20 protein-coding genes are annotated in these 26,153 nt (G+C 52.5%); 14 read left to right on the top strand and 6 right to left on the bottom strand.

The window, feature by feature from the left end; translation table 11 throughout:
* Positions 1 to 100 precede the first annotated feature (100 nt).
* From clpX to lptB, 5 genes are all read right to left on the bottom strand, one after another.
* A complete protein-coding gene (gene clpX, locus M3087_RS13035) occupies positions 101 to 1,345 on the bottom strand; it encodes an ATP-dependent Clp protease ATP-binding subunit ClpX (RefSeq protein WP_106625632.1) in 1,245 nt (414 codons plus the stop codon).
* A 43-nt stretch (positions 1,346 to 1,388) separates the two neighbouring features.
* Positions 1,389 to 2,054, bottom strand: coding sequence for an ATP-dependent Clp endopeptidase proteolytic subunit ClpP (clpP, locus tag M3087_RS13040; protein WP_106625631.1), 666 nt, complete (start codon positions 2,052 to 2,054; stop codon positions 1,389 to 1,391).
* A gap of 177 nt (positions 2,055 to 2,231) precedes the next feature.
* Positions 2,232 to 3,587 (bottom strand): trigger factor, encoded by a 1,356-nt coding sequence (tig, locus tag M3087_RS13045; protein ID WP_249096398.1) that lies wholly within the window; start codon positions 3,585 to 3,587, stop codon positions 2,232 to 2,234.
* A gap of 319 nt (positions 3,588 to 3,906) precedes the next feature.
* Positions 3,907 to 4,185: an RNA recognition motif domain-containing protein gene (locus M3087_RS13050; RefSeq protein WP_106625629.1), complete on the bottom strand. Its 279-nt coding sequence runs from the start codon at positions 4,183 to 4,185 to the stop codon at positions 3,907 to 3,909.
* Positions 4,186 to 5,322: 1,137 nt separating this feature from the next.
* Positions 5,323 to 6,126, bottom strand: coding sequence for an LPS export ABC transporter ATP-binding protein (gene lptB, locus M3087_RS13055; protein ID WP_022385243.1), 804 nt, complete (start codon positions 6,124 to 6,126; stop codon positions 5,323 to 5,325).
* A 119-nt stretch (positions 6,127 to 6,245) separates the two neighbouring features.
* Here lptB and M3087_RS13060 point away from each other — a divergent pair, with 119 nt between their 5' ends.
* Complete coding sequence (locus M3087_RS13060) at positions 6,246 to 6,989, top strand: MlaE family ABC transporter permease (RefSeq protein WP_022385242.1); 744 nt, start codon at positions 6,246 to 6,248, stop codon at positions 6,987 to 6,989.
* On the top strand, positions 6,986 to 7,756 hold the full coding sequence (locus tag M3087_RS13065; RefSeq protein WP_022385241.1) for an ABC transporter ATP-binding protein: 771 nt from the start codon (positions 6,986 to 6,988) through the stop codon (positions 7,754 to 7,756). The genes M3087_RS13060 and M3087_RS13065 overlap by 4 nt, the downstream gene beginning before the upstream one ends.
* Positions 7,757 to 7,861: 105 nt before the next feature.
* Here the strand turns inward: M3087_RS13065 and M3087_RS13070 are convergent, their stop codons facing one another.
* Positions 7,862 to 8,527, bottom strand: a complete 666-nt coding sequence (locus M3087_RS13070) for a TetR/AcrR family transcriptional regulator (protein WP_022385240.1) — start codon at positions 8,525 to 8,527, stop codon at positions 7,862 to 7,864.
* A gap of 296 nt (positions 8,528 to 8,823) precedes the next feature.
* Here M3087_RS13070 and M3087_RS13075 point away from each other — a divergent pair, with 296 nt between their 5' ends.
* From M3087_RS13075 to M3087_RS13130, 12 genes are all read left to right on the top strand, one after another.
* Positions 8,824 to 9,390, top strand: a complete 567-nt coding sequence (locus tag M3087_RS13075) for a TlpA family protein disulfide reductase (protein WP_249096401.1) — start codon at positions 8,824 to 8,826, stop codon at positions 9,388 to 9,390.
* A gap of 752 nt (positions 9,391 to 10,142) precedes the next feature.
* The gene (locus tag M3087_RS13080) at positions 10,143 to 10,721 is read left to right on the top strand and encodes a DUF3575 domain-containing protein (RefSeq protein WP_249096402.1); all 579 of its coding nucleotides are present in this window, start codon (positions 10,143 to 10,145) and stop codon (positions 10,719 to 10,721) included.
* A gap of 18 nt (positions 10,722 to 10,739) precedes the next feature.
* The gene (locus M3087_RS13085; RefSeq protein ID WP_249096403.1) at positions 10,740 to 12,194 is read left to right on the top strand and encodes a DUF3868 domain-containing protein; all 1,455 of its coding nucleotides are present in this window, start codon (positions 10,740 to 10,742) and stop codon (positions 12,192 to 12,194) included.
* A 76-nt stretch (positions 12,195 to 12,270) separates the two neighbouring features.
* Positions 12,271 to 13,470 (top strand): hypothetical protein, encoded by a 1,200-nt coding sequence (locus M3087_RS13090; protein WP_249096404.1) that lies wholly within the window; start codon positions 12,271 to 12,273, stop codon positions 13,468 to 13,470.
* A 119-nt stretch (positions 13,471 to 13,589) separates the two neighbouring features.
* A complete protein-coding gene (locus M3087_RS13095) occupies positions 13,590 to 14,522 on the top strand; it encodes a FimB/Mfa2 family fimbrial subunit (RefSeq protein ID WP_249096405.1) in 933 nt (310 codons plus the stop codon).
* Between the two features lie 28 nt (positions 14,523 to 14,550).
* Positions 14,551 to 15,975, top strand: coding sequence for a hypothetical protein (locus tag M3087_RS13100; RefSeq protein ID WP_249096406.1), 1,425 nt, complete (start codon positions 14,551 to 14,553; stop codon positions 15,973 to 15,975).
* Positions 15,976 to 15,987: 12 nt separating this feature from the next.
* Positions 15,988 to 18,075: a hypothetical protein gene (locus M3087_RS13105; protein ID WP_249096407.1), complete on the top strand. Its 2,088-nt coding sequence runs from the start codon at positions 15,988 to 15,990 to the stop codon at positions 18,073 to 18,075.
* A gap of 27 nt (positions 18,076 to 18,102) precedes the next feature.
* Complete coding sequence (locus M3087_RS13110; protein WP_249096408.1) at positions 18,103 to 20,103, top strand: hypothetical protein; 2,001 nt, start codon at positions 18,103 to 18,105, stop codon at positions 20,101 to 20,103.
* 565 nt (positions 20,104 to 20,668) lie between these two features.
* Positions 20,669 to 21,466, top strand: coding sequence for a DUF6261 family protein (locus M3087_RS13115; RefSeq protein ID WP_249096410.1), 798 nt, complete (start codon positions 20,669 to 20,671; stop codon positions 21,464 to 21,466).
* Positions 21,467 to 21,689: 223 nt separating this feature from the next.
* Positions 21,690 to 23,993, top strand: a complete 2,304-nt coding sequence (locus tag M3087_RS13120; protein WP_022384737.1) for an NADP-dependent malic enzyme — start codon at positions 21,690 to 21,692, stop codon at positions 23,991 to 23,993.
* Positions 23,994 to 24,070: 77 nt separating this feature from the next.
* The gene (locus tag M3087_RS13125; RefSeq protein WP_249096411.1) at positions 24,071 to 24,253 is read left to right on the top strand and encodes a hypothetical protein; all 183 of its coding nucleotides are present in this window, start codon (positions 24,071 to 24,073) and stop codon (positions 24,251 to 24,253) included.
* A gap of 214 nt (positions 24,254 to 24,467) precedes the next feature.
* Entirely contained in the window at positions 24,468 to 25,802 is a 1,335-nt protein-coding gene (locus tag M3087_RS13130) for an NADP-specific glutamate dehydrogenase (RefSeq protein ID WP_022384739.1), read from the top strand.
* The last annotated feature ends 351 nt before the right edge of the window (positions 25,803 to 26,153 follow it).

Below are 26,153 nucleotides of genomic sequence, written 5' to 3' on the forward strand. Positions count from 1 at the left end.
AACAAAATTATAAACAACTTACTATAAAGTACAAATTATTTCGATACTATTTTCGGGTTCCGACGCAATAAATCCCCTCTTTTTCGGCTCCCGACCTCGTTCAGGCATTCTGCAGGCGCGACAGGTTGGCCTTGCCCAACTGCTGCTTGGCGTAGTCCAGTGTCACCTTGAACTCCGTGACATGCTTGGAGGGCACCTCATACATGGTGTCGATCATGATGGTTTCCACGATGGAACGCAGTCCGCGGGCGCCGAGTTTGTACTCGATGGCCTTGTCGACAATGAACTCAAACACTTCCGGCTCGAAGGACAGCTCCACACCGTCCATGGCGAAGAGTTTGATGTATTGCTTGATGACCGAATTTTTCGGTTCCGTCAGGATGCTTCGCAGGGCGGTACGGTCCAGCGGATTCAGGTAGGTCAGAATCGGCAGACGTCCGATGATTTCGGGGATGAGTCCGAAGGCCTTCAGGTCCTGCGGGGCAATGTATTGGATCATGTTCTCCTTGTCGATGTGCATCGTGTTCTGGACTGCCCCATAACCGACCACGTGGGTGTTCAGACGTTGGGCAATCTTCTTCTCGATGCCGTCGAACGCGCCGCCGCAGATGAACAGGATGTTCTTCGTGTTCACCGGAATCATCTTCTGGTCAGGGTGCTTGCGTCCGCCCTGAGGCGGAACATTGACGACCGAACCTTCCAACAGCTTGAGCAGGCCTTGCTGCACACCTTCCCCGCTGACATCGCGGGTGATGGAGGGGTTGTCGCCCTTGCGTGCAATCTTGTCGATTTCGTCGATGAACACGATACCTCTTTCAGCTTCTGCCACATTGTAGTCGGCAACCTGAAGCAGACGGGTGAGGATGCTCTCGATGTCCTCGCCCACGTATCCGGCTTCGGTCAGCACGGTGGCGTCGACGATGGTGAAGGGGACATGGAGCAGTTTGGCTATGGTGCGGGCGAGCAGTGTCTTGCCCGTACCGGTGCTGCCCACCATGATGATGTTCGACTTCTCGATTTCCACATCGTCGCCTTCGTCTTTCTGAAGCAGACGTTTATAATGGTTGTAGACCGACACCGACAGGTAGCGCTTGGCATCGTCCTGCCCGATGACATACTGGTCGAGGAATTCCTTGATTTCTTTGGGCTTGGGCAGGTCGTTCAGGTTCAGACGGGAGAGCCGTCCTTTCATCACCTCGCCCATTGCCTCCTGGGTGATTTCGTGGGCCTGCTCTGCACAGTCGTTGCAGATGCAGCCCTCCAGTCCGGTGATGAGAAAGCCGACTTCGCTCTCCGGACGTCCGCAGAAGCTACAATGTCTCTTTGATTTATTCTTTGAATCCAATGTCTTGTTAGGTTTTTAGTTTTTGAGTCCTTGAGTTACGGGGTCACTTCTTGCGTGCCAGGACCTCGTCGATCATGCCGTAGTCTTTGGCTTCCTGGGCTGTCATCCAGTAGTCGCGGTCAGAGTCTGCCCACACTTTGTCGAACTCGGTGTGAGAGTGGTCGGCGATGATGCTGTAGAGTTCCTTTTTCAACTTCTGGATTTCGCGGGCCGTGATCTCGATATCCGACGCTTGTCCCTGCGCACCGCCCATCGGCTGGTGTATCATCACGCGCGAGTGGGTCAGCGCGGAACGTTTGCCCTCTTTTCCGGCTACCAGCAGAACGGCTGCCATGGAGGCTGCCATGCCGGTACAGATGGTGGCTACGTCGCTGGAGATGAACTGCATGGTGTCATAGATGCCCAGACCGGCGTAGACCGAACCGCCGGGAGAGTTGATGTAGATGGAGATGTCCTTGCCCGGGTCGACGGAGTCGAGATAGAGCAACTGTGCCTGCAAGGTGTTGGCGGTATAGTCGTCGATGGGAGTGCCCAGGAAGATGATGCGGTCCATCATCAGGCGGGAGAACACGTCGAGCTGGGTCACGTTGAGCTGACGTTCCTCGAGGATGTACGGATTGAGATAACCCTGCGACTTGATGACGTCGTCGAGTACCATACTGTTCATTCCCAAATGTTTGGTGGCGTACTTTCTAAAATCGTCTGTCATATTCATTGCTTAATTAGTTAGGGTCAGGCCCTTAAGGAGTGCCGGGCATGCAGCGCGGCAACCGCTCGGTAAGGGTCAAAAAAGAGAGGCTTCTGGCTCTCCGATATTGCGCACAAATGTACAATATAACTCGTACCAAAAGCCTCCCTTTTAGGAAGATTTAGCAAAACAAGCTGCTTATTCGAACATCTTGTTGAAGTCTTCTACAGAGACAGTCTTGTTGTTCAGTTTCACTTTATCTTTCAGAGCCTTAGCCAGCTTCGACTCTACGCTGCGGTTAACCAGCTGCTCGACGCTGTCCTTTCTCTTGAGCATTTCCTTGGCGTAGTTGTCCAGCATGTCATCGGGCACGTTCAGCATGCCGTACTGTGCGAACTGGATGCGGGTAACCTCCTTCGCCATGTCCATGATGTCGTTGTTGTCGACCTTGATTTCGTTGGCAGCAACCAGTTTCTCCTTGATGAGGTGCCAGGTCAGCTCTTCGATGCTGCGGTCGTAGTTCTCGGCTACGAAAGCTTCGCCCTTCTCCTGGTTGTTGAGCAGCATGATGCGCTTCAGGATGGCATCCGGGAATTCCAGCTTGCCGATTTTCTTCATCAGGTATTCGCGGGTGTCGATGAGGAACTTGTAGTTGCTGTCGTTGACAAACTGCTCTTCCAGTTCGCTCTTGATTTTGCCGCGGAACTCCTCTTCGCTCTTCACGACACCTTCGCCGAAGATGTTGTCGAACAACTCCTGGTTGAGTTCGCCCGGAACGAAGTGGGTGATTTCTTCTACCTGGAAGCTGAAGTTGCCCTTCACGTTGGCAACGGCATCCTTCTCAATCTTCAGCAAGGAAGCGATTTCAGCCTCGTTGCCGTCAAAGGCAACCAACGGGTTGAACACCAGTACCTCATTGGTCTTGGCGTTGGCAAAGATAGCCTTCTGCTCGTCATTCTTCATATAGGTAGGCATCATCACGGCGTTCTCAACCTGGATGCCGCCTTCCTTCACGTTGTTGTTCTCGTCGAGCTCGGCAATCAGACCTTTCAGCATGTCGCCTTCGGTGTACTCCTGTACGCTCTCGTAGTTTCCGCCACGCTGTGCGTACATTTTCACCTGACGCTCAACCAGCTCGTCGTTTACGTCGATGGTATAGTAGTCGATTTCATCGTTGGTGTCAAGCACGACGTCGAACTCCGGAGCCAGGGCAATGTCGAATACAAATTCGAAAGCCTCGTCCTTTGCAAAGTCGATGGCGGGTTGCTTCTCTTCATTGGGAAGGGGCTCGCCCAACATGTTCACCTTGTTATCTTTCAGATATTCATAAACCTTTTCCTGAAGCACTTTGTTCACTTCCTCAGCCTTGATGGCAGTTCCATACTGCTTCTTGATCAAGCCCATCGGAACCATACCCGGACGGAAACCCGGCATGTTTGCCTTTTTGCGGAAGTCTTTCAGGGCCTTCTCAACTCGTGCCTCGTAGTCTTCTTTTTCCAATTTTACCGTAAGCAGTGCGCTTACCTTGTCAATGTTCTCTAATGAAACGTTCATTCTGACAATTTATTTTTAATGATTACTATTTTTATTGCGACTTTACCTCATTATTAATCATAAGAGTGCGCAAAATTAGCGTTATTCTTTTAAATCCCCAAAAAGAGAATGGATTAAATTGCAGTTCCGCTTTTTTCAGGACAGCGGAAGACGGATGCCTGAAAACAAAGCGGCAGGCACAGAACCCCCTTCTGCCGGGGAATCTGTCCTGCCGCTGTTATGGCATGAAGGGTGGGGCGGTTCTCCTGTCGGATGCCGACCCGTCTTCTGTTGTTTGTCACTCCATGGAGCCGGTTATGGGAACCGGCGTAAGTCGGGTTTATTCACGTCTGCGCGGTTCACGCGGTTCGCGGGGAGCACGCGGAGTCGCCTCGCGGATGACCACCTGACGGCCTGCATACTCAGCACCGTTCAGCTGGGCAATCACTTTGGAAGCCTCTTCATCGTTGGGCATCTCAACGAAAGCAAAACCTTTGGAACGTCCGGTTTCGCGGTCGGTCACGATTTTCACGGAATCCACTGTACCAAACTCCGACAAAGCCTGTTTCAACTCATTCTCCTTAACCCGATAGTTCAGGTTACCTACATAAATGTTCATAATGAAAATAAAATGGTAAATAAAATAAATAGTAAAACTCTCAGAGCTCATCCGTTCACTGACCGGCAATGACCGGACGGACTCTCAATGGTATGCAATAAAATTAAAGGATTAGAATGACAGAGAGTTTACCTATGCGTCAGAATGACGGGCGAAGAGTAAAAACCATGTAATAAAAATCTCGTAACTTTGATGTTACACCATTACGCAGCAAAGGAACGCATATTATTTGAATTGGCAATAAATGCAACCACTTTTTTCGCCTTTCCTCCAATAATTAACATATTGGGTGCCTGTGAGTCGGGGCGCAGTGCGTCCACCTTCCGCCTGGCATCCGTACGGACACCGGCTGGCTCTCCCTCCGGATGCCGAAGTGTCAAAATGTCAAATGAAGCGCCCGACAGTGCCTTTCCTCGCACCAAAATACAGTTCCGTGGATTCCGAGGCCCTTCTCGGGCGATTCGCAAAATACACATTGACGGAAAATGGCTTATTCCGGTTGCATGAAGACGGCGGGAATGGGGCAACTGCATCCTTTGACTGTTCATAACGCTGTTTTACCCCTCCTTTTATTACCTTCCGATTTGTTGACGCCGGCCTTCTTCCAGAGAACGAAACTCACTTCTTTTTACTTCCATTTTCCAAAGATTTGACTTCCGCGGGCGAAACAATAGTGTTTGGCGTATGAAACTAATGTGTTTGACGCGTCAAACAATATTGTTTGGCTCACGAAACAATATTGTTCCGGGCACGTTTTGTTCATATTCCGGAATCGAAGTGTATAGTTTTCTAAAATCGAAGGCTTTTTCGGGCGGTTTTGTTTGCATTCGTTAGCGTTTGCTTGCTGGTTTGCCCGACTTTTGCAAAGTGTGAGTTAGCTGAAGGGAATGTTTAAGCCGTTTTTGTCAAGCGGACGGGTGATTTTGGTTTCTTTCTGATTCTTGCTGTCCGGGACATTCCCTTCGGTAGGGCAGGGCAGTCTTCAGGCGGAAGTTGCCTGCCTTCTGCTGAGGCTGTCGGCGTCGGTACAAAAGAGGCAGAGGCGCAGAGCTTGGGATTCTCTGCGCCTCCGTATGCAAAATGGGACTGATGGAGCTTCCTTTCTGTGAGAAACTTCCTCCCGTGTCGTGATATGGTTCAGTTGTCTTCCCGGAGCTGGAAATCCTTGCGGCGGAGCACGAAGCTCTGGCTGAGGTATTTCTCGCGCACCACCTGGTTGGCTGCCAGTTCCTCGGGCGTCCCCTGGAAGAGGATTTTTCCTTCAAACAAGAGGTAGGCACGGTCGGTGATGCAGAGTGTCTCCTGTACGTTGTGGTCGGTGATGAGGATACCGATGTTCTTGTCCTTCAGACGCCAGACGATGTGCTGGATGTCTTCCACGGCGATGGGGTCTACACCGGCAAACGGTTCGTCGAGCATGATGAACTTGGGGTCGATGGCGAGGCAGCGGGCAATCTCCGTCCGTCGGCGTTCACCACCCGAGAGCTGGTCTCCCAGATTCTTGCGCACCTTTTGCAGGCGGAACTCCGTCAGCAGGCTTTCGAGCTTCTCGCGCTGGTATTCGCGGGGTTTGTTGGTCATCTCCAGCACGGACGCGATGTTGTCCTCGACACTCATCTTGCGGAAGACCGACGCCTCCTGTGCCAGGTAGCCGATACCGTTCTGCGCCCGCTTGTAGACAGGGTATTTGGTGATGTCGAGGTCGTTGAGGAAGATGTGGCCTTCGTTGGGCACGATCAGACCGGTGGTCATGTAGAACGAGGTGGTTTTCCCGGCACCGTTCGGTCCGAGCAGACCGACAATCTCTCCTTGTTTCACGTTGATGGAAACATGGTTGACCACCGTACGTTTGCCATACTTCTTCACCAGTCCTTCCGTGCGGAGGACCATCCGTCCGTCTTCCGGAATGTGCATTTCAAGAGTCTCTGAATCGTGCGCCATAGTTCAATGAATTTGGCGCAAAAATACAACTTTTGGTTTTAAAAAAGGTTATCAAGAAGGGGAAACTAAGGCGCTATCGGAGGTTTTCTATTATTTTTGCAGAAAATAGCACAAGAGTAATGTTTAAAGCACTTCAACAACTGGGCAGCTACATGATTCTGATGGGGCGCACCTTCGGCCGTCCGGAGCGTTGGCGTATGTTTTTCAAGCAGTATGCCAAGGAACTGGAACAGCTGGGTGTCAACTCGATAGGCATTGTCCTGCTCATTTCGTTCTTCATCGGAGCAGTCATCTGCATCCAGATCAAACTGAATATCCAGAGCGCGTGGATGCCCCGGTTCACCACCGGTTTTGTCACCCGTGAAATCATGTTGCTCGAATTTTCGTCGTCCATCATGTGTCTCATCCTGGCAGGAAAAGTCGGTTCGAACATCGCCTCCGAGCTGGGCACGATGCGCGTCACCCAACAGATAGACGCCCTTGAAATCATGGGGGTCAATTCCGCCAACTTCCTCATCATGCCCAAGATTGCCGCCCTGGTGAGCTTCATCCCCGTGCTGGTGAGCATCAGCATCTTTGCGGGTATCCTGGGAGCGTATGCCACGGCATGGTTCGGTGGCATCATCAACGCGGAAGACCTGACCTACGGTTTGCAATATTCATTCACGGAGTGGTTCGTGTGGTGCGGCATCATCAAGTCGTTTTTCTTCGCTTTCATCATAGCCAGCGTTTCGTCCTTTTTCGGCTATACGGTCGAGGGCGGTTCGATAGCCGTCGGCAAGGCGAGCACCGACGCGGTGGTGTGCAGCAGCATCCTGATTCTCTTCTCCGATTTGTTCCTAACCCAACTGTTGACGAAATGATTGAACTCAAATCTGTATGCAAGTCCTTTGAAGGGCGCACGGTGCTGGAGGACATCAGTACGGTGTTTGAAAACGGGAAGACCAACCTCATCATCGGGCAGAGTGGTTCGGGCAAGACGGTCCTGATGAAGTCCATCGTCGGGCTGCTGACCCCGGAGCAGGGCGAGATTCTGTATGACGGACGGAACTTCCTGAACATGAATAAAAAGGAAAAGATTGCCTTGCGCCGTGAGATGGGCATGATTTTCCAGAGTGCCGCCCTCTTCGACTCGATGACGGTGCTGGAGAACGTGATGTTCCCGCTCGACATGTTTTCCACAGACACCTACCGTGACCGTCTGAAGCGTGCCCGTTTCTGTCTGGACCGTGTCAACCTGGGTGAGGCGCAACAGAAATACCCGGGAGAGATCAGTGGCGGTATGCAGAAGCGCGTAGCCATCGCACGTGCCATCGCCTTGCAGCCTCAGTACCTCTTCTGCGACGAACCGAACTCCGGTCTTGACCCGAAGACTTCGCTGGTCATCGACGAGCTGATTCACAGCATTACGACCGAATATAACATGACCACCATCATCAACACGCACGACATGAATTCCGTGTTGGGCATCGGCGACAGCATCCTTTTCATCTACGAAGGCCGCCAGGAGTGGCAGGGCACGAAGGAGGAAATCTTCACTTCGAGCAACCGTCGCCTGAATGACTTCATCTTTGCTTCCGACTTACTGAAGAAGGTGAAGGATATGGAGATGACGACCCGCGAAGGGTAGGATAGCCACCATACAAACACGGCTGACGCGATTGGCGGACGGATTCTCCGAATCCACGCCAATCGCGTCAGTCTTATCTGTTATTCAGTCTGGAAGTCGGGCGGGTCAGCCTTCCTGCTTGGCTTGTTCCTCATCATGCTTGCGGATGAAGTCATTGAGGATTGCCAGTCCCTTTTCCGTGGCGATGCCGCGCAAGTGGGTGAAGAGGATGGCGCGGTAGACACGGTCCATCGGGTACTGCTTGTAGATTTCCGACTCCATACTGTGGTCGAACGTCAGGTTGAGCAGGCGGATGAAAAGCTCCATGTCCACATCGGGGAGGAAGATGCCCTGCTCGATGCCCCGGGTGAAATAGCTCACCACATCCTTGAAGTTCTGGTCACGTTTGCTGCGCATGTATGCCAGCACGCCGGGATACTTCTTCATGTCCTCGAAGAAGGTCGGGTTGATGTGCGGCAGTTCCTTCATCGTGTATTCGTAGTAGCGCAGCACCACCTCCAGCACATTGGCATTCGAGAGGTCGAGCGCCTGGAGGTAGCTTTCTTCCTGCTGATGTTTGTACTTGATGCATTCCAGCAGCAGCGTTTCCTTGTCGTTGAAAATCTCGTAAAGCGTACGTTTCGAGATGGTCAGTTCCTTGGCGATGTCGTCCATGCGCACCTGTTTGATACCTTGTTTATAGAACATCGCTTTCGTGGCAAGGAGAATCTTGTCGTGCAACTCTGGCCGTGGAGCACGGTTTCTGATATACTTTGTGTACTTGTTAACCATAGCGTATCTGTTTTTTTATGATTATACACTCTCGTTTCTCTTACGGCTGGCGTGTGGGCAGCTCGTGGGTTAGTTTTCCTTTAATGACTCCTCAGTGGAAGACCGTCTGACACCCGCCCGTAAAATCGTTGACAAGTATAAATGAAAACCCTAAAACTATAAATAGTTTCTCCGAAATATTTCTTCTTTTTATAATTTATTAATAGAAAGGCGGTGAGATTCTTCCTGAAACACTTACCTTTGCCGCGAACAAGCGGGAAGGATGCCTTTCCGCACACCAAAAAACGCTTTGACTTATGATACATTTTTTGAACAAACGGCGGGCAGGTTCCTTCCTCCGCCTTTTCAGTTGCCTGGTTGCCCTGCTGGCGGTCTCCTGCATCACGGACGATGACCTGCCGACGGGCGAAGTTTACGTTCAGGTGGGCGACACGCTGCCCGACTTCCGCGTGACACTCTCCGACGGGACGGAGTTCGATACATCGACGCTCGGCGGTTCCGTTTCCCTCATCATGTTCTTTGACACGAGCTGTCCCGACTGCCGCGAGATGCTGCCGCGCGTACAGCAGGTCTACGACAGCTTCCGCGACCAGGAGGGCATACGCATGGCGTTCATCAGCCGTGCCGAAGATGAGGCTTCCGTGGCTTCCTATTGGGCGGAAGAGGGACTGACGCTGCCTTACTATGCCGACCCCTCGCGCACCATCTACAGCCTGTTTGCCGACGCGACCATCCCCCGCATCTATATCTCCGACGCACAGCGTGTGGTACGTTTCGCACACACCGACTATCCGCTGCCCACTGCCAGGGAGCTGGCAGAGGAAATCGGGACGTTGCGCGCGTCCGTCACAGGAGCGGAATGATGCCGGGGGCGTCCGCTGGACAGGACCTTCCCTCCGGATGACTCCAATGACCCGGGAAATGGATAGGGGCGAGCCGAGTGCTCGCCCTTATTTGTCAGGTTTTTTATGTTAATTATTGTTCTTGCCTGTAAATAAAAACGAAATGGATAACTGCCGCAAATCGCATCCATCGGGAGGGGAGGAATGGCTTTTCGTCGGAAATCAGTATGGTAAAAATTATGGAGTTTTAGGGTGCTCTGTTTAAGTTGTCGGACCGTGCGCCGTGCTGACGGGAAAGATACCTTTCGGCGGAAGGGGAGGAGGCGGTGTTTTCGTCCGTCAGTCTGAAAGACGGACGGGACAGCAGGACGATGAACGGAAGGCGATGCCGCCTGAAGTAAATCCAAGGATGCCCGTTATTTCCTGACTTAACCGCTTCTTGCTCTTCTCTGTTTGTAAATATTTGCGAAAAGAATGCCGTCGGAGTGCCGTCGGCGGAGGTGTGTTAAACGGGATTGTTAACGGACGGGCGCGGATTTAAGGAATCCCCACCCTAATTTCACCCTAATGCCAAATTGTGGCAGTAAAACGTTTGAACATTGTTTTGGAAAATTCTTTATATTTGCAAGTGTGATTAAGCAAGAAAGTTGCTACGAATTTTAAGAGATAACAGTCATTACAGAGAAACACATCTCCTTAAATTCCTGCCTGCGTTCGTCGCACACTGAACGAGGAAACATGCAACCGTGATAAACTATTAAATAAAGAATAATATGAAACGCAGACTCCTGTATCTGTTGGTGGCGGGGCTCTTCTTCCTGTTCGCAGCTCCGCTTCACGCCCAAAAGTGGGTTGTCAAGAGCAATTTGCTTTACGATGCAACTACCACGCTCAACTTGGGTGTGGAAGTCGGCTTGGCGCCGAAGTGGACACTCGATGTGTCCGGCAACTACAATCCCTGGACTTTTTCTGACGACAAGAAGCTGAAGCACTGGATGGTGCAGCCCGAAGGACGCTACTGGCTCTGCGAGCGCTTCAACGGACACTTCTTTGCACTCCATGCGTTGGGCGGAGAGTTTAACCTCTCGAACCTGGACCTGCCTTTCGGCACGTTCAGTGCGCTGGAGAACTCGCGTGCACAGGGATGGTTTGCCGGAGGCGGTGTGGGATACGGTTACCACTGGATTCTCGGCAACCGCTGGAGCCTGGAGGCTGAACTGGGGCTGGGATTCATCCATGCCAACTACAAGCGCTATGAGTGCGGGCACTGCGGCGAGATTCTCGGACGGGGCCACAAGAACTACCTGGGCTTGACGAAGGCTGCCATTTCAATCATCTACATCATTAAGTAAAACAAGGAGGGCGACGTTATGAAAAGACATATTCTCTTGGCAGGCATGCTCCTGGCGGGCATGAGTGCCTTTGCCCAGACGGGCTACATGAAAGACATCGAGGTGAGCGGCCGCGAGGTGCAGCGCGTGGGCGACGAGGTGCGTGTGACGATGAACCTGGACCTCAGCGCGGTGAAGATGAAGCAGCAGCACACCACACAGCTGGTCCCCGTGCTCGTGTCGAAGGACGGCACGCAGGAGCAGGTGTTCCCTGCCATCGTGGTCAACGGACGCATCCGCAACCGCGCCATCCGGCGTCAGGAGGCTCTGACGGGACAGCCGGTGTATGAGAACGTCAGCACGACCGTCCGTCGGAAGAACGGCGAGGCGCAGACCGTCAGCTACGAAGCCACGGCACCCTTTGCACGCTGGATGTATGACAGCCGGCTGGAGGTGCGCGAGGCAGTGACAGGCTGTGCAGAGTGTGGCGAGGGTGGCGAGACATCGACGCTCGACCCGCTGGTGCTGGCACGCTTCGTGCCCAACTACCAGGTGGCTCTGCAGGAGCCGGCACCCGAACCGGTGAAACGCCGCGACGAGGTGCGCAGCGCCCGTCTGCAATACCGCCGCGCGAGCTACAAGACGGAGCCGGGCTATGGCAACAATGCCAAGGAGCTGGCTGACGTGCAGGCTTCGCTCGATGCCGTGAAGGAGAACCACGACCTGACCATCACGGGCATCTACATCACGGGATACGCATCGCCCGAAGGCTCGGTGGCATACAACATGACCTTGTCGGAACGCCGCGCGAAGACCTTCACCGACTACATCAAGCGTCAGAACAGCAACATCGACGCCTCGCTGTGGCACGTCGACTGGAAGGGCGAGGACTGGGAAGGCCTGCGCCGTGAGGTGGAGAAGCATCCGGGTCTGCTGAAGCAGGACGAGGTGCTCGCCATCATCGACGGCTGCGACGGCAACCAGGACGAGTGTGAGAACCAGCTGAAGGCATTGGTTCCGCCGACCATCTACGAGCGTCTGCTCAACGAGATGTACGTCCCCCTGCGCCGCAACGAGTACCGCATCGAGTACAACGTGCGCAATTTCAGTCTGGAGGAAGCCAAGCAGCAGGTACGCACGAACCCGAAGCTCGTCAGCCTGAACGAGATGTATCAGGTGGCAGGCAGCTATGGCAAGGGGACTGCGGAATACAACGAGGTGATGGAGATTGCCGCCCGCACCTATCCTGACAACCCCATCGCCCTGAGCAATGCCGCCGTGACGAAGATTTCGCAGAAGGATGCGGCTGGGGCCATCGCCCTGCTGGAAGGCAAGCGTCTCGACGCGACCGCCAAGAACACCCTGGCTGTGGCATACGCCGAGACGGGTGCCTACGACAAGGCAAAGTCGCTGTTTGAGGAGGCTGTGCGCGAGGGGAACGCCGACGCGAAGGGCAACCTGGAGCAGCTCGTGAAGGTGATGGAACAACTGTGATTTGCCATGAACAAATGAAGAGATAAGTAAGTAAAATACTAATTAACCGATTGTTTAATTCTAAAATTTAAAGAGTATGAAACTGAAAAGTTTAATTATGTTCTCAGCAGCTGCTCTTGCGTTTGCTGCTTGTAGTAATGACAACGAGGTCATCTCTACTCAACCCACTGAAGGCACTACAACTGTCAGTGTGAAGTTGAACATGCCTGAAATTATTAACAACATGGGTACTCGTGGGGGTACAGGTATTGCAGCTGCCGCTGAAACTCCGGGTACAACAGGCGACACGACTCCGGTTGAAGTTAAATCTGCTACCGTGGTGTTGAACTCTATTTCTGCCGATGAACCGACTTCGCAGACCATTACGTTGACTGAAGACGAAATGAATACCATGACCAAAGATGGTATTACGTTTACGAATGTGATTGCTCCCCGTAGCATTGAAGTGTATGTCAACTGCAGTAAAAATGAAAAGCAGGATGATTTGAGCATTTATGAGGCAAATAATTACGGTCTGGCTGTGCCTTTGTACAAGGAGGTGACAACTGCTGATACGGATGTTGCTGATGATGGTTGTGCTTTTGTCTGGAACGCAGAGGAAGAGCAATATGATGTAACAGTTACATTGAAACCGCGCTATGCACGCATGGAGGTTTCCAAGATCAGCCATGATACCGATCATGAGTCTTGCATCTTTACAGCTGCAAATTTCAAAGGTTTGTTCTTGAACAATGTTTTGACGAAGGAAGTTGGCTCTGAAACGGCTAGTGTAATGACTGCGGATGCTTGGAGCAAGCTTAATAGAGCAGATGTTTATGATTCTCCGACTTGGAGCCCGGCAACAGGTGTTTATGCAGGTACTGGAGCTCAAGCCCAATGGCCCGCTGAAGAAGGTTACTGCTATCCTTACAGTGTATTCGAAGGTGTTCCTCCGACGCTTGTATTCTGTGTAGATAATGCTACTCTGGCTGACAATTACATCATTAACGGTTGGGGTGGTACAGCCAGTGACTATTTGTATGCAGTAGTCAGCACTTATAAACTCGCTAACCCGTTGACCGGCGAAGAAAATGCAGCACTCCGTGAAAAATATGGTGTAGCAAACGATGGTGTAACGATTTCCAGATTCAAGAAGGGTAATATCTATCAGATTACTGACATCGCAATTCCTGATAAGGCTTGGAATCCCACGCCGACTCCTCCGACTGCCTATACAGTTGTTGCTACAGTGAAGGTTCTTCCTTGGACGATTGTCGAGGGTACTGTAGAATGGTAATTTCTCATTCTTAAATAGTCAAGCACGGGCGGGCACCCGCCCTGCCCGTGCTGCATTTATTTTCTTTCTTCTGAAGGGAAACATACAGAAAAGAAAACCATAAGGATAAGTATAAGTATATGAGAAAAATAAAAAATATAATGCTGATGCTGGTTGCACTCGTCCTGGCGACCGGTTGCATCAAAGAAGATTATGATGATTGCGACAACGTGACCATCTACTTCCAATATTTGGCGGACGGCGATACGGATGTACTTTATCAATATATGAGAAGGGTAGACCTGTATGTTTTCGATGAAGGCGGGCACCTGATGGGAACCCGTCAATATAGCCAGGACGAACTCTCAAGCTTTTCCGCTAAGCCCTCGTTTAAGTTGCCTGCGGGCAAACGATATAAAGTGGTGGCTGTAGGCAATGCTTACGATGATACTGAGGTGGTGAACGTGAACGCCACCAGCTTTGATGACATCTTTCTCCAGCATCCCAACTGGGGTAGTGCCGAGAAGGTGACAAACCATGACCATAACTACCTGGGTCAATCGGAATTTTTTGTAACGGGAGGTGACGGAGTGATGACCCGCGACACGGTGACGCTCTACAGCTCGCACGTCAATGTGGATGTGGAAATCCACGGACTGGCAAATGCCGGAACTTCCGAATGTCCCTATGAACTGAGCATCGAGAACTCGAATGCCCAGATGTCTTTCAACAACTGTGTCAACCAGGACGAGAAGGGAACTATCTATCCCGAATTGGTGTGGGACAGTGCAGAACAATGTTATCGTACCGATGAACTGGCTCTCTTCCGTATGGATGAAAACGGACAGGTGGTTGCCGACTGCTGCCAACACACGTTGGTGCTCACCGACAAGGCTACCGGCGAAGAGCTGATCCGGGGTAACATCTACGACTACCTGTTGCGTTATGAAGAGGAAATCGACGTGACCCGGCAGGAAGCCGACCTTCCTATTTCCATTGTGTTCAACAACGTGGATGTCAGCATCGAGTTGCCCGACTGGGTGATTGTTGACGGTAAACCTGAGTGGAACTAACTTCTAACCATATGGAGATTTACAGCGTATGAAAAAGACTAACCGATATATAAGTCTGCTGCTGGCGTTGGTATTTGCCGCCGGTCTGTCTTCCTGCATCAAGGAGGATTATGCAGACTCAACAAAGAATGATAAAGCCACGGTGAGCCTGGTGTTCGACACCCGTGCTCCGGGCGTTGACGGCCAGACGGTGCAGGCAGGTCTCAACGAGGGCATCAAGACGTTGCGCGTCATCATTGTCGACTCCGAGTCGTCGACGGTCAACGTGAACAAGTTATATGATTATTCCGCCGAGGCTGGCCCTGTTGAGGTCAAGACGCTCACCATCATGAACCTCCCCGAGGGGCAGAAGGACTTTTATGTCATTGCCAACGAGGGCAGTGTCGAGATGAACGACATTGATTTGGATACCTGGCAGGAGAAGGGAACATTCAACGAATCCGATAAGAACGAACTGCTGCAGGCTGTCATTGCCAGCGGATTCCCCAAGACCGATGCGGAGATTGCCGAACTTGGCTTGCCCATCGCAGGGTGGCAAAGTGAAAACATCACCGGTACGGAGGACCAGGTGATTGAAATCCCCATCACCCGCGCCGTGGCGAAGATGGAACTGACCCTGACGAACAACACCGGGGCGCCGTTCCAATTGGACCAAGTGGCAATGGGCAACTTCTTCCCGAACATGACTTATCTGTTCCCGGGCAATGCATTGCCTGAAAGTGTGACGTATACGGCTCATACATTTAAGACCAATGCGACGTTGGCGGAGGATGCGACGGAGACCTTCTGCTTCTATTTCTATGAATCCAATGCAGGCGAGAATGCCTATACCATCCAGCTTAACGACGGTTCGGAGTACGGCGCAACGCCGATTCTGGTTGAACCCGAAGAGGAAGGGGGACAGGAAACACCGTTGACGTCGGTGGAACGCAACACGTGCGTCCGTGTGAAGGGAACCATCGAGAGCAAGGCATGGACTCTCCTTGCCAACGTACTCCCCTGGCAGCATGAAGAGGTGTCGTTCGACTTTGACGACACGATGTCATACACCAGCGAGGGATGGAAGGAAGGTACGTTCCGCTCGAAAAACGGCAACAACATCCGTTTGTTTAATAACCGGACGGCTGCCGAGTTGAATTTCACCATCACCGCTCCCTCCTCACTGGTAAGATGGACAGCCGAGCTGCTGGAGGAAGGCGACGGTCACTACTTCGAGTTTGATGGTCCGTCTTCGGGTGAAGTCTTCATCGGCGATGCAACCTCGGCTCCCACGCAGACCATCAAGGTGCGTGTGATCAATCCTGATGACGAGGATTACCACGAAGCCACGTTGCGCGTGGTCGCCACACTGCTCAACGGCGAAAGCTATGAATTGGATTTGACGGGCGAGGGTGGAACAGCTCCCGGAACCGCTGAAACAATTAACCGATATACATTGATTCAAGCTAGATAATAGAATCTGCCTATGAAACGAACTATTTTAAACGGACTCTTGCTTCTGGGAGCTTTGCTGGTCGGCGGAGCTTGCCAGAACGAAATGGAGCTTGGCGCTCCGGTGCTGGATGCCGACAGCTTCAACATTGTGACACGGGCAGAAGGAGATGTGCCCGAGGGAACCATTGCCGGCGACGACGCCTACAATGAGAACACCGTGCAGAACGCGCGTGTCTATTTCTTCCCTGCCAATCAGGCTGAGACTGAAACCTCGGTATATGAATGTACGGTTTCCGCGGCAGCCGACGGAAAGACACTGCCCGTCAAGGTGGAAAGCTACATGTATGACAAATCGTATGACATCTATGTGGTGGCAAATGCCCCGGAGGACGTCAACTGGCCCGACGGACATGCCAAGTTGGCTGATCTGAAAGCGTTGCAGATGGTTACGGCCTGGAAAGAAGGAGGCGAAGAGGCGCTTCTGATGGACGGGGTACTTCCGAACCAGCAAGTCGTGCGTGGCGGGAGTGCCACGGTCGATTTGACCCGTGCCATGGCGAAGGTGACGTTGAAGGTTACTGCTGCCGAGAAAATCACGGATGGAGATGTGACTTATACGCCGGACTTTGCGCACATGTCTGTGACGCTGGTCAATGCTGCCACAAAAACGCAATTGGACGGCAATTATCGCCCGACGGGCGGCGATTATACCGGCGTAACTCAAGAATACGAGGCGAACGAGGAAGGTGCTTACGTTCATGCACCGCTCTACTCGTATCCGAATCCGGAAGCCGGTGCCACAGGCGAGCGTCAGAATGCCTATTTGCAGTTGCGTCTGCCGTGGTTGATGAAGGACGGTACCGGCCAGCAGGCAGGCAACTATTACTACACCATTCCTATCACTGCCAACCATGTGGCAAACATGGAGCGCAACCATTACTACGATGTCAGCGTAGACGTGAAGGTATTGGGTAGTCTGGACCCCAACGATATGGTTGAGCTGACGCCGAATATCTTCATCCGCGACTGGTTTAACATGCAGCTGTCGTCGAGCATCGACAAGTTCCAGTACCTCGTGTTGGAGGAGGATTCCACCACCTTGTACAACGTGACTGATTATGCCAACCCGTATGTGAGCAGTTCGGAGATTGAGTCAGTTAATATACTTAGTGTGAAGTATGTCGATTATTCTAAAGAAGAGTTTAGCGAATATACTTTAACAGAGAGCGACCAGTATGGTCCTGAAGTGAATGGTAGAAGGGACTCTTGGAATAATTATGACGCTTGGAAGGCGGAAGATAAGACAATCACTTTTAACCATGCGATTAATACTGACATCATGTATGCCAAGCGTGTGATTACCATTGAAGTGACGAACAAAGAAGGTATCTCCAGAACGTGGGTGATTACTCAGTATCCGGAAATGTATATTGAAGGTGAAAATAATAAAGCAAGAGGTGGATATAACCGCTTTGTTTATGGAGAGCGCGCGACAAGTGATAACGGTAATGTAAGTGTTAACAATGATAATTGGAACTCCTCCTTAGGTGGTGTATATGGTTATGATTATGGTGGTACAAATAATAATCCTAATCAATATACTATTTACGTTACTGCCAATTCCCCCTATGCCATTGGTGATCCTCGTTCGTCGACATCGGTGTCAGCAGCATCGTTGAATATATCTCAAAAAGAAGACTATACGGGGAATACACTTAAGACGTATTATCCGACAAGAGGAAGGGAAGTTGCTAATATGATTGCTCCGGCATTTAAGATAGCTTCTTCTTGGGGAAAGACATTGAATATTAGTTTTGCACGTGCAAAAGAACGTTGTGCTTCTTATCAGGAAAATGGTTATCCTGCTGGACGTTGGCGTGTACCTACTGAAGCTGAAATTGCTTATGTGATTTCATTATCAGAGGATAAAAAGATCCCAAAGTTATTTGACGAGGGCTATTGGTGCTCTTCCGGAACTGTATATGGTTCATCGGGCGATGAGGCTGCTGCCGTCCGTTGCGTCTACGACGTCTGGTACTGGGGCGAAGGGAAAGAAGGCGATGCAGCCAATAACTATGAACGCTTCTATTGGGGAAGCCAGACTCCTTCTTCCAACTAACGATGTTTAATTAAATACGATTAGGTTATGAAACATAAGGTATACCTATATATATGCTTGCTGTTGACAGTCGTGTTGGGAGCTTGTCAGGACGAAAGCTACACTTCGACGGCAACAGACTTGAAGACCGATGAGTATCGCTTCACCATGAAGCTGCCCGAACCGGTCGACGTGACCCGTGCCATGGGAGACCAGGCAAGCTTCACGAAACTGAATGTCCTCGTGTTCAACGAAGCGGGCGTGTTCGTTGCCCGTCAGGAAGCTACCGGGGTAACGGTGAACAACAAAGAAGTGACGTTCACCGTCAGCCTGCCGCAGTCTGACCAACCGCGCATCCTGCACTTTGTAGGCGGTGACGTGGCGTTTGGAACCTACTCCGTCGGCGATACCGAAAGCTCCATCTTCAGCAACCTCGTGGTCGAAGGGAATACGGACGCCTATTGGCAGCGCGTGGAAGTCTCTTCCATCGACAATACCAATAAGGATGAGTTGTTGAAGCAAATCAACGGACTCTATCTGATTCGCAACTTTGCCAAGGTCAGCGTACATGCCAACCTTGACAACTTCCAGATTGAAGGCTTCGTGGTGCTCAACAACACCACTGCCGGAACGGTCGCTCCCTACCTCGGCAAGGTAGACCAGCCGTTTGCCAATTTCAATTTGGATGTTGCTGACGACCCCTATGCCGCTGTGGCAAACGAGGGTTATGTGGGCAACCGTCGGGGTGAATTGAACGACGATGTGCCTGTGACGACAGCATTCACGAAAGATGCCAAGTATGTCTACGAGCGTCCGCAGGTGGACACCGAAGACCCTGCCTACGTCCTGGTGAAAGCGCACTATACGGATGCGGTGAACGAGGAGGAGAGCGGCACCTATTATTATAAGATAGACATTGTCCGTCAAGACCCGAACACGAAGCTGAACACGTACCTGAATCTCTATCGGAATTTCTTCTACGACATGACGATTACGGCAGTGAGAGGCGCCGGTTACACCAATCCGCAGGATGCCATGAACAGCGCGGCGTCGAACAACATCTCGGCTTCCGTCGAGGTCAGCGAGGTGACCTCCATCGAGTATGACAACCACCGTCTGACAGTCGATGAGAATGATGTCATTTGGGTAGAAAACATGAAGCACTACATCGGCTTCGAATACCTGTCTTCAATCAGTCCCCGTGAAGAAAGCGATGACGTCGCTGTCTCCTACGAAGAGAATGAATATTTGGATTTCGAGATTGACTATACCGATCACCGGATTGTGGCAACGCCGAATGGTCCGTGGCCGACGAGTATGCAGCGCATCGAGTTGGTGCTCTATACGACCGACGGTACCGGTCTGTCCCGTAACATCACCGTCCGTCTGCGTGAACCGTTCACGTTTAATGCTAGCTGCATCGAAGAAATTCCGGCAGTAGTAGGAGCCGAACAGACGGTCACGATAACCTTGCCCGAAGAATTGCCGAACTCGGCCTTCCCCTTGGAGTTCTACATCGAACCCATCGACAAGACCATCTATCCCGATGCTTCGCAGAATAGTCTGCCTGTCCGCTTGCATGAAAATTCTTCGTTCGACTACGTGGCTACCATCACGCAAGAGGATTATGAAACGACTGCCAATCGCACCTTTGAGTTCCATTTCTTGTCGAATGTCGCAGAGAGTGCTACGGATATTAAAGTATCGAGCGACTTGTTCGCGGAACATGACTTGTTGAGCTTTACGAATCCGGAACCTGTCATATTGACGTTGACATTTAAATATAGACGGAATAATGGAAATACTCAGAATGTACCTTACAATGAACAGGTTCAAGTAAGAGTTCCCTCATATTATGGACAAACGACGATTGAAACGTTGACGGTTGGTTCGCAGGGTCAGGCTGACCTTGCATTGGATATTTTAGCCAATTATGATGACGATGTGCAAATAACTTTCAGCTATGAGGAATATTGGAGTACATATTCTGCCACTACAACGGTAGGCGCATTGAAGAGCGGTACAACTGAATTTACATTGCGTCGTTGATAACTTCTCCTGCAAGCATCACACAAACATAATTATCATTCAACTAGCGAACGGGGGCAGTCCACAACAAGGGGCTGCCCCCTTCCTTATGCTCCCCGTCAGGCAAGAAACACCCGACATGAACACCGTTCGAAGGCCGTTCAAACGAGAAACGGACGACAATGCCTTCCCGCAAAATGTTTTGGTGCTGGATACGACGTTTCTTTAACCTTTGAAAATGTTTTGGAGCTGGATATAGCGTATCCTTAACCTTTCAAAACACTTTGGTGCCGGATACGGCATTTCCAGCGCCCCGAAAAACAGTTTGGCGTTGGATACGGCATTTCCAGCGTCGCGAAAAATAGTTTGGTCCTGGATACGACATTTCCAGCGTCCCGGGAAACCAAATGGACGCGGGAAACATGTTTCTTAACATCTTTCCGGGCAAAAATGGCTGAAATATAACGTCCGCGAAAAAATTCCTCCTAAGAAATGGGAATAATTATGAAAACTTCTGTAATTTCGTGCCTGTTCCGATGCAGGCACGACGCCTGCACCTAGTATTAATCATAAAAATAGTTTGTGTATGATGGAACTCAAAAACATCACATTGGAGCGCATGAACAATGGTGCGCACTATCTCTACGTAAGCAACATCTTGGCTAATGCCGAGAAAAATGCACAGTTGAAAACCAAGGCTTCCGCCCAACTCGCCGCCCTCAAGACAGCTCTCGCTGCCGAGGATGACGCGCTGAAACTCTCGCAGAAGAGTCTGCTGACCGACGACATCATGGAGGCGGACCGGCTGCGCGACGCTCTCTACAACGGCTACAAGAAGGCGGTGAAGGGCTTCCTCAACCTCCCCGACGAAGCGATGGCGGCGGCTGCCCGGGTCCTCAACCAGCACATCATCGACTATGGCATCTCCACGACCGACCAGCTCGACAAGGAGACGGGGTTGCTCATCAACTTCGTCACCGACCTCGAAGGGAAGTATGCCACACAGGTCAGCACCCTCTCGCTCACCCCGTTCGTCACCGCGCTGAAGGGTGCCAACGAGCAGGTGCGCACCTTCACCGCACAGCGCACGCAGGAGCGGATGCTGCAACCCGTCGGCGCGCTGAAGAAGGCTCGCCGGGCGTCCGATGAGGCCTACCGTACGCTGGTGAAGTGGGTCAACGCCCTGGCGCTCATCGAGGGCGAGAAGGATTATGCCTCCTTCATCGACTACGCCAACACCGAGGTGACACACTACAAGCGCGAGGTCATCGGGCAGAAGGCGGACGCCACCGCGACGTCGGGCAGCACCGGCGGCACACCGGCGGAGGACGGCGGAAAGCCTTCCGGTGGTGGCAGCAGCGATGACACGGACGAGGGCATCTGAGTATGACAAAATGTAATGTTGGAATTTTTGGGATGGGCGTCGTAGCATGTAGGCTGCGGCGTCCGTCTGTTTTTTGTTCAGCCGATGTCGCCTTGCGCGTTCTCCCTTGCTTGTGTTCGAAATATCAAAATCACGTTAAAAACGATGGCTAGATGCGCACATTGTAATATTCTTCCTACCTTTGCTACAACTAGTTAAACGGAATCACTAAATACATATTATTATGGTAAAGATAACGAGAGAAGCGGCCTTGCTCTATCATTCACAAGGAAGGCCCGGAAAGATTGAAGTAGTTCCCACCAAACCCTACCGTACGCAGACCGACCTGTCGCTCGCCTATTCGCCGGGCGTCGCCGAGCCCTGTCTCGAAATCGAGAAGGACCCCCACACGGCGTACGACTATACGGACAAAGGCAATCTCGTGGCAGTCATCTCCAACGGCACGGCAGTGCTCGGTCTGGGCGACATCGGTGCGCTCAGCGGCAAGCCGGTGATGGAGGGCAAGGGACTGCTCTTCAAGATATACGCCGGCATCGACGTGTTCGACATCGAAATCGACGAGAAGGACCCCGAGAAGTTCATCGCGGCAGTCAAGGCGATTGCACCCACCTTCGGCGGCATCAACCTCGAGGACATCAAGGCGCCGGAGTGCTTTGAAATCGAGCGTCGGCTGAAAGAGGAGCTGGACATCCCCGTGATGCACGACGACCAGCACGGCACCGCCATCATCTCCGCCGCGGGACTGCTCAACGCCCTCGAGGTGGCAGGCAAGCGCATCGAGGACGTCCGCATCGTGGTCAACGGCGCCGGGGCGTCCGCCATCTCCTGTACGAAGCTCTACGTCGCCCTGGGTGCGCGCAAGGAGAACATCCTCATGCTCGACAGCAAGGGCGTGATAACCTCCGACCGCGAGAACCTGAACGAGACGAAGCGCCTCTTTGCCACCGACCGCCGCGACGTGCATACCCTGGCTGAGGCCATCCGCGGGGCAGACGTCTTCCTCGGCCTGTCGAAGGGCAACGTGCTGACGCAGGACATGGTGCGCAGCATGGCGGAGAATCCCATCGTCTTTGCCCTGGCGAACCCGACGCCGGAAATCTCCTACGAGGATGCCAAGGCTTCCCGCCCCGACGTGCTCATCTCCACCGGACGCTCCGACTATCCCAACCAGATAAACAACGTCATCGGCTTCCCCTACATCTTCCGCGGCGCGCTTGACACCCACGCCACCGCCATCAACGAGGAGATGAAGCTCGCCGCCGTCTACGCCATCGCCAACCTGGCGAAACAGCCCGTGCCCGACGTGGTGAACGTCGCCTATCACGTGAACAACTTCACCTTCGGTCCCGACTACTTCATCCCGAAGCCCGTCGACCCGCGTCTCATCACCGAGGTGTCCGTCGCCGTGGCAAAAGCCGCCATCGAGTCGGGTGTCGCCCGTCGGGAAATCACCGACTGGAACGCCTACAAGACCCACCTGCGCGAGCTCATGGGTCAGGAGAGCAAGCTCACCCGTCAGTTGTACGACACGGCACGCCGCGACCCGCAGCGCGTGGTCTTCGCCGAGGGTACGCACCCCCACATGCTGAAGGCGGCCGTCGAGGCAAAGGCGGAAGGCATCTGTTACCCCATCCTGCTGGGCAACGAGGAGCGCATAGCCAAGCTTGCCAAGGAGCTTGACGTCAGCCTGGAGGGCATCGAGGTCGTCAACCTGCGCCACGACTGCCAGACGGAGCGCCGCGAGCGGTATGCCCGCATCCTGGCGGAGAAGCGCGGCCGCGAGGGCATGACCTTCGAGGAGGCGAACGACAAGATGTTCGAGCGCAACTACTTCGGCATGATGATGGTCGAGACGGGCGAGGCGGACGCGTTCATCACCGGCCTGTACACCCGTTACTCGAACACCATCAAGGTGGCGAAGGAGGTCATCGGCATCCAGCCGGAGTTCAAGCATTTCGGCACGATGCACATCCTCAACTCGAAGAAGGGGACCTACTTCCTGGCGGACACGCTCATCAACCGTCATCCCGACACGGCAACGCTCATCGACATCGCCCGTCTGGCACGTCGGACGGTGGAATTCTTCAACCGGACGCCGGTGATGGCGATGCTCTCGTATTCGAACTTCGGTTCCGACACCACGGGCAGTCCTGCGACGGTTCACGAGGCGGTGGACTACATGCAGAAGCATTATCCCGACCTTGCCATCGACGGCGAGATGCAGGTGAACTTCGCGATGAACCGCGAGCTGCGTGATGCGAAGTACCCCTTCACGCGTCTGAAGGACAAGGAGGTGAACACGCTGGTGTTCCCGAACCTCAGCTCGGCGAACTCCGCCTACCAGCTCATCCAGGCCATGAGCGAGACGGAGATGATCGGCCCGATTCAGATGGGTCTGAACAAGCCCATCCACTTCACCGACTTCGAAAGCTCCGTGCGCGACATCGTCAACATCACCGCCGTTGCGGTCATCGACGCGATTGTCGACAAGAAGAAGCGTGAGGTCTGCACCATCCTGGGTGCGTGAGCCCGTTGACTATTGAATCCCGGGGCTGCTGCAAGCGGAAGGCAAGTCTTGCGGCAGCTCCCTTTGTTTTATCCCAAATGAAGAAAAGAGCTATGAGAAAACGTTTGTCCCGTTCGCAGTCCGTGTGCTTCGTGCTGTTGTGGGTCGCCCTGTGCTTCATCGTGCTGACGTCCGGTGCGAAGATCGACGGTCCGCTGGTGGTCTCGCTGGTGCTGTCCGCGGTGCTGGTCGGCATCCCGGTGTGGCGGAGTTGGAAGTAGAGGCGTCGGCGGACGGTCCGTCGGCTGTCATTTGTCCGTTGTTTGCACCCGATTGTTTACTGTTTGTTGTACTTTTAGTGGTTAAAATGTAAATTTGATAGATTTTTTGCGAAAATAGTTGCGAAAATGTTTTCTATATTCGGGAGAATATATACTTTTGCACCGTAAACGAGAAAATCATATATTAGGTTATTAGTAAAAGTAAGTAAGCTTTATGAATGCAGCTAACGTATTAGAGGATTTGAAGAGACGATTCCCGAACGAGCCTGAATACCACCAGGCGGTAGAAGAAGTATTGAGTACGATTGAAGAGGAGTACAACAAGCACCCCGAATTTGACAAGGTGAATCTGGTGGAGCGCCTGTGCATCCCCGACCGCGTCTACCAGTTCCGTGTGACCTGGGTGGACGATGAAGGTAACATCCGTACGAACATGGGCTACCGTGTGCAGCACAACAACGCCATCGGCCCGTACAAGGGCGGTATTCGTTTCCACGCTTCGGTGAACCTGGGTATCTTGAAGTTCCTTGCTTTCGAGCAGACGTTCAAGAACTCGCTGACCACGCTTCCGATGGGTGGCGGCAAGGGCGGTTCCGACTTTTCCCCGCGCGGCAAGTCCAATGCGGAAGTGATGCGTTTCTGTCAGGCATTCATGCTTGAGTTGTGGCGCCACATCGGTCCCGAGACGGACGTACCTGCCGGCGACATCGGTGTCGGCGGACGCGAGGTGGGCTACATGTTCGGCATGTACAAGAAGCTGACCCGCGAGTTTACCGGTACGTTGACCGGCAAGGGGTTGGAGTTCGGCGGTTCGCTGATTCGTCCCGAGGCAACCGGCTACGGCAACATCTACTTCTTGCAGGAGATGCTGAAGACCCGCGGCGAGGATTTGAAAGGCAAAGTCTGCCTCATTTCCGGTTCCGGAAACGTGGCGCAATATACAGCCGAGAAGGTGCTCGAGCTGGGTGGCAAGGTAGTCACCATGTCCGACTCCGACGGCTACATCTATGACCCCGACGGCATCGACCGCGAGAAGCTCGACTACATCATGGAGTTGAAGAATCTCTACCGCGGCCGTATCCGCGAGTACGCCGAGAAATACGGTTGCAAGTACGTTGCCGGTGCGAAGCCTTGGGGTGAGAAGGCCGACATCGCGTTGCCTTCCGCTACACAGAACGAATTGAACGGCGACCATGCCCGTCAGTTGGTTGCCAACGGTGTGATTGCCGTCTCCGAAGGTGCGAACATGCCTTCCACTCCCGAAGCCATCCGCGTGTTCCAGGAAGCGAAGATTCTGTACGCTCCGGGTAAGGCAGCCAATGCCGGCGGTGTGTCGGTATCCGGTCTGGAGATGACCCAGAATTCCATCAAGTTGGGCTGGACCAAGGAGGAAGTGGACGAACGTCTGAAGAGCATCATGAAGAATATCCACGAGGCATGTGTCAAATATGGTACCGAGCCCGACGGATACATCAACTATGTGAAGGGCGCGAACGTCGCCGGCTTCATGAAAGTGGCAAAAGCCATGATGGCACAAGGAATTGTTTAAATTTCTAATAAATTCGATGTATGGGAGGGGAGGCGTCGCGCAGATGCTTCCCCTTCTCTTTTCGATGCGGAAGGCTTCACATTATTATATGGAGGCCTCCATTGTATTGCATCGCCTCTTCCGGTGCGGCTTTTCTGTAATTTCCTTTTGAAATGCAAATAAATGTAAATAATTTCTCCCTTTCCTTTCCGTCATTGCATTCGAATCCACCCGATTCCGCCTTTCGCACCGTTACATTTTCCCAACAATCCCCGAAAAACATGTTATAAAACATATCTGTGAATGAGCTCTTTAGAAAATACGTTCAAAAAAATGTTCAAAAAAGTGCGTAGAATGTTTGGAGGGAATATG

Source organism: Mediterranea sp. ET5 (assembly GCF_023337025.1).
Classification (GTDB): Bacteria; Bacteroidota; Bacteroidia; order Bacteroidales; family Bacteroidaceae; genus Phocaeicola_A.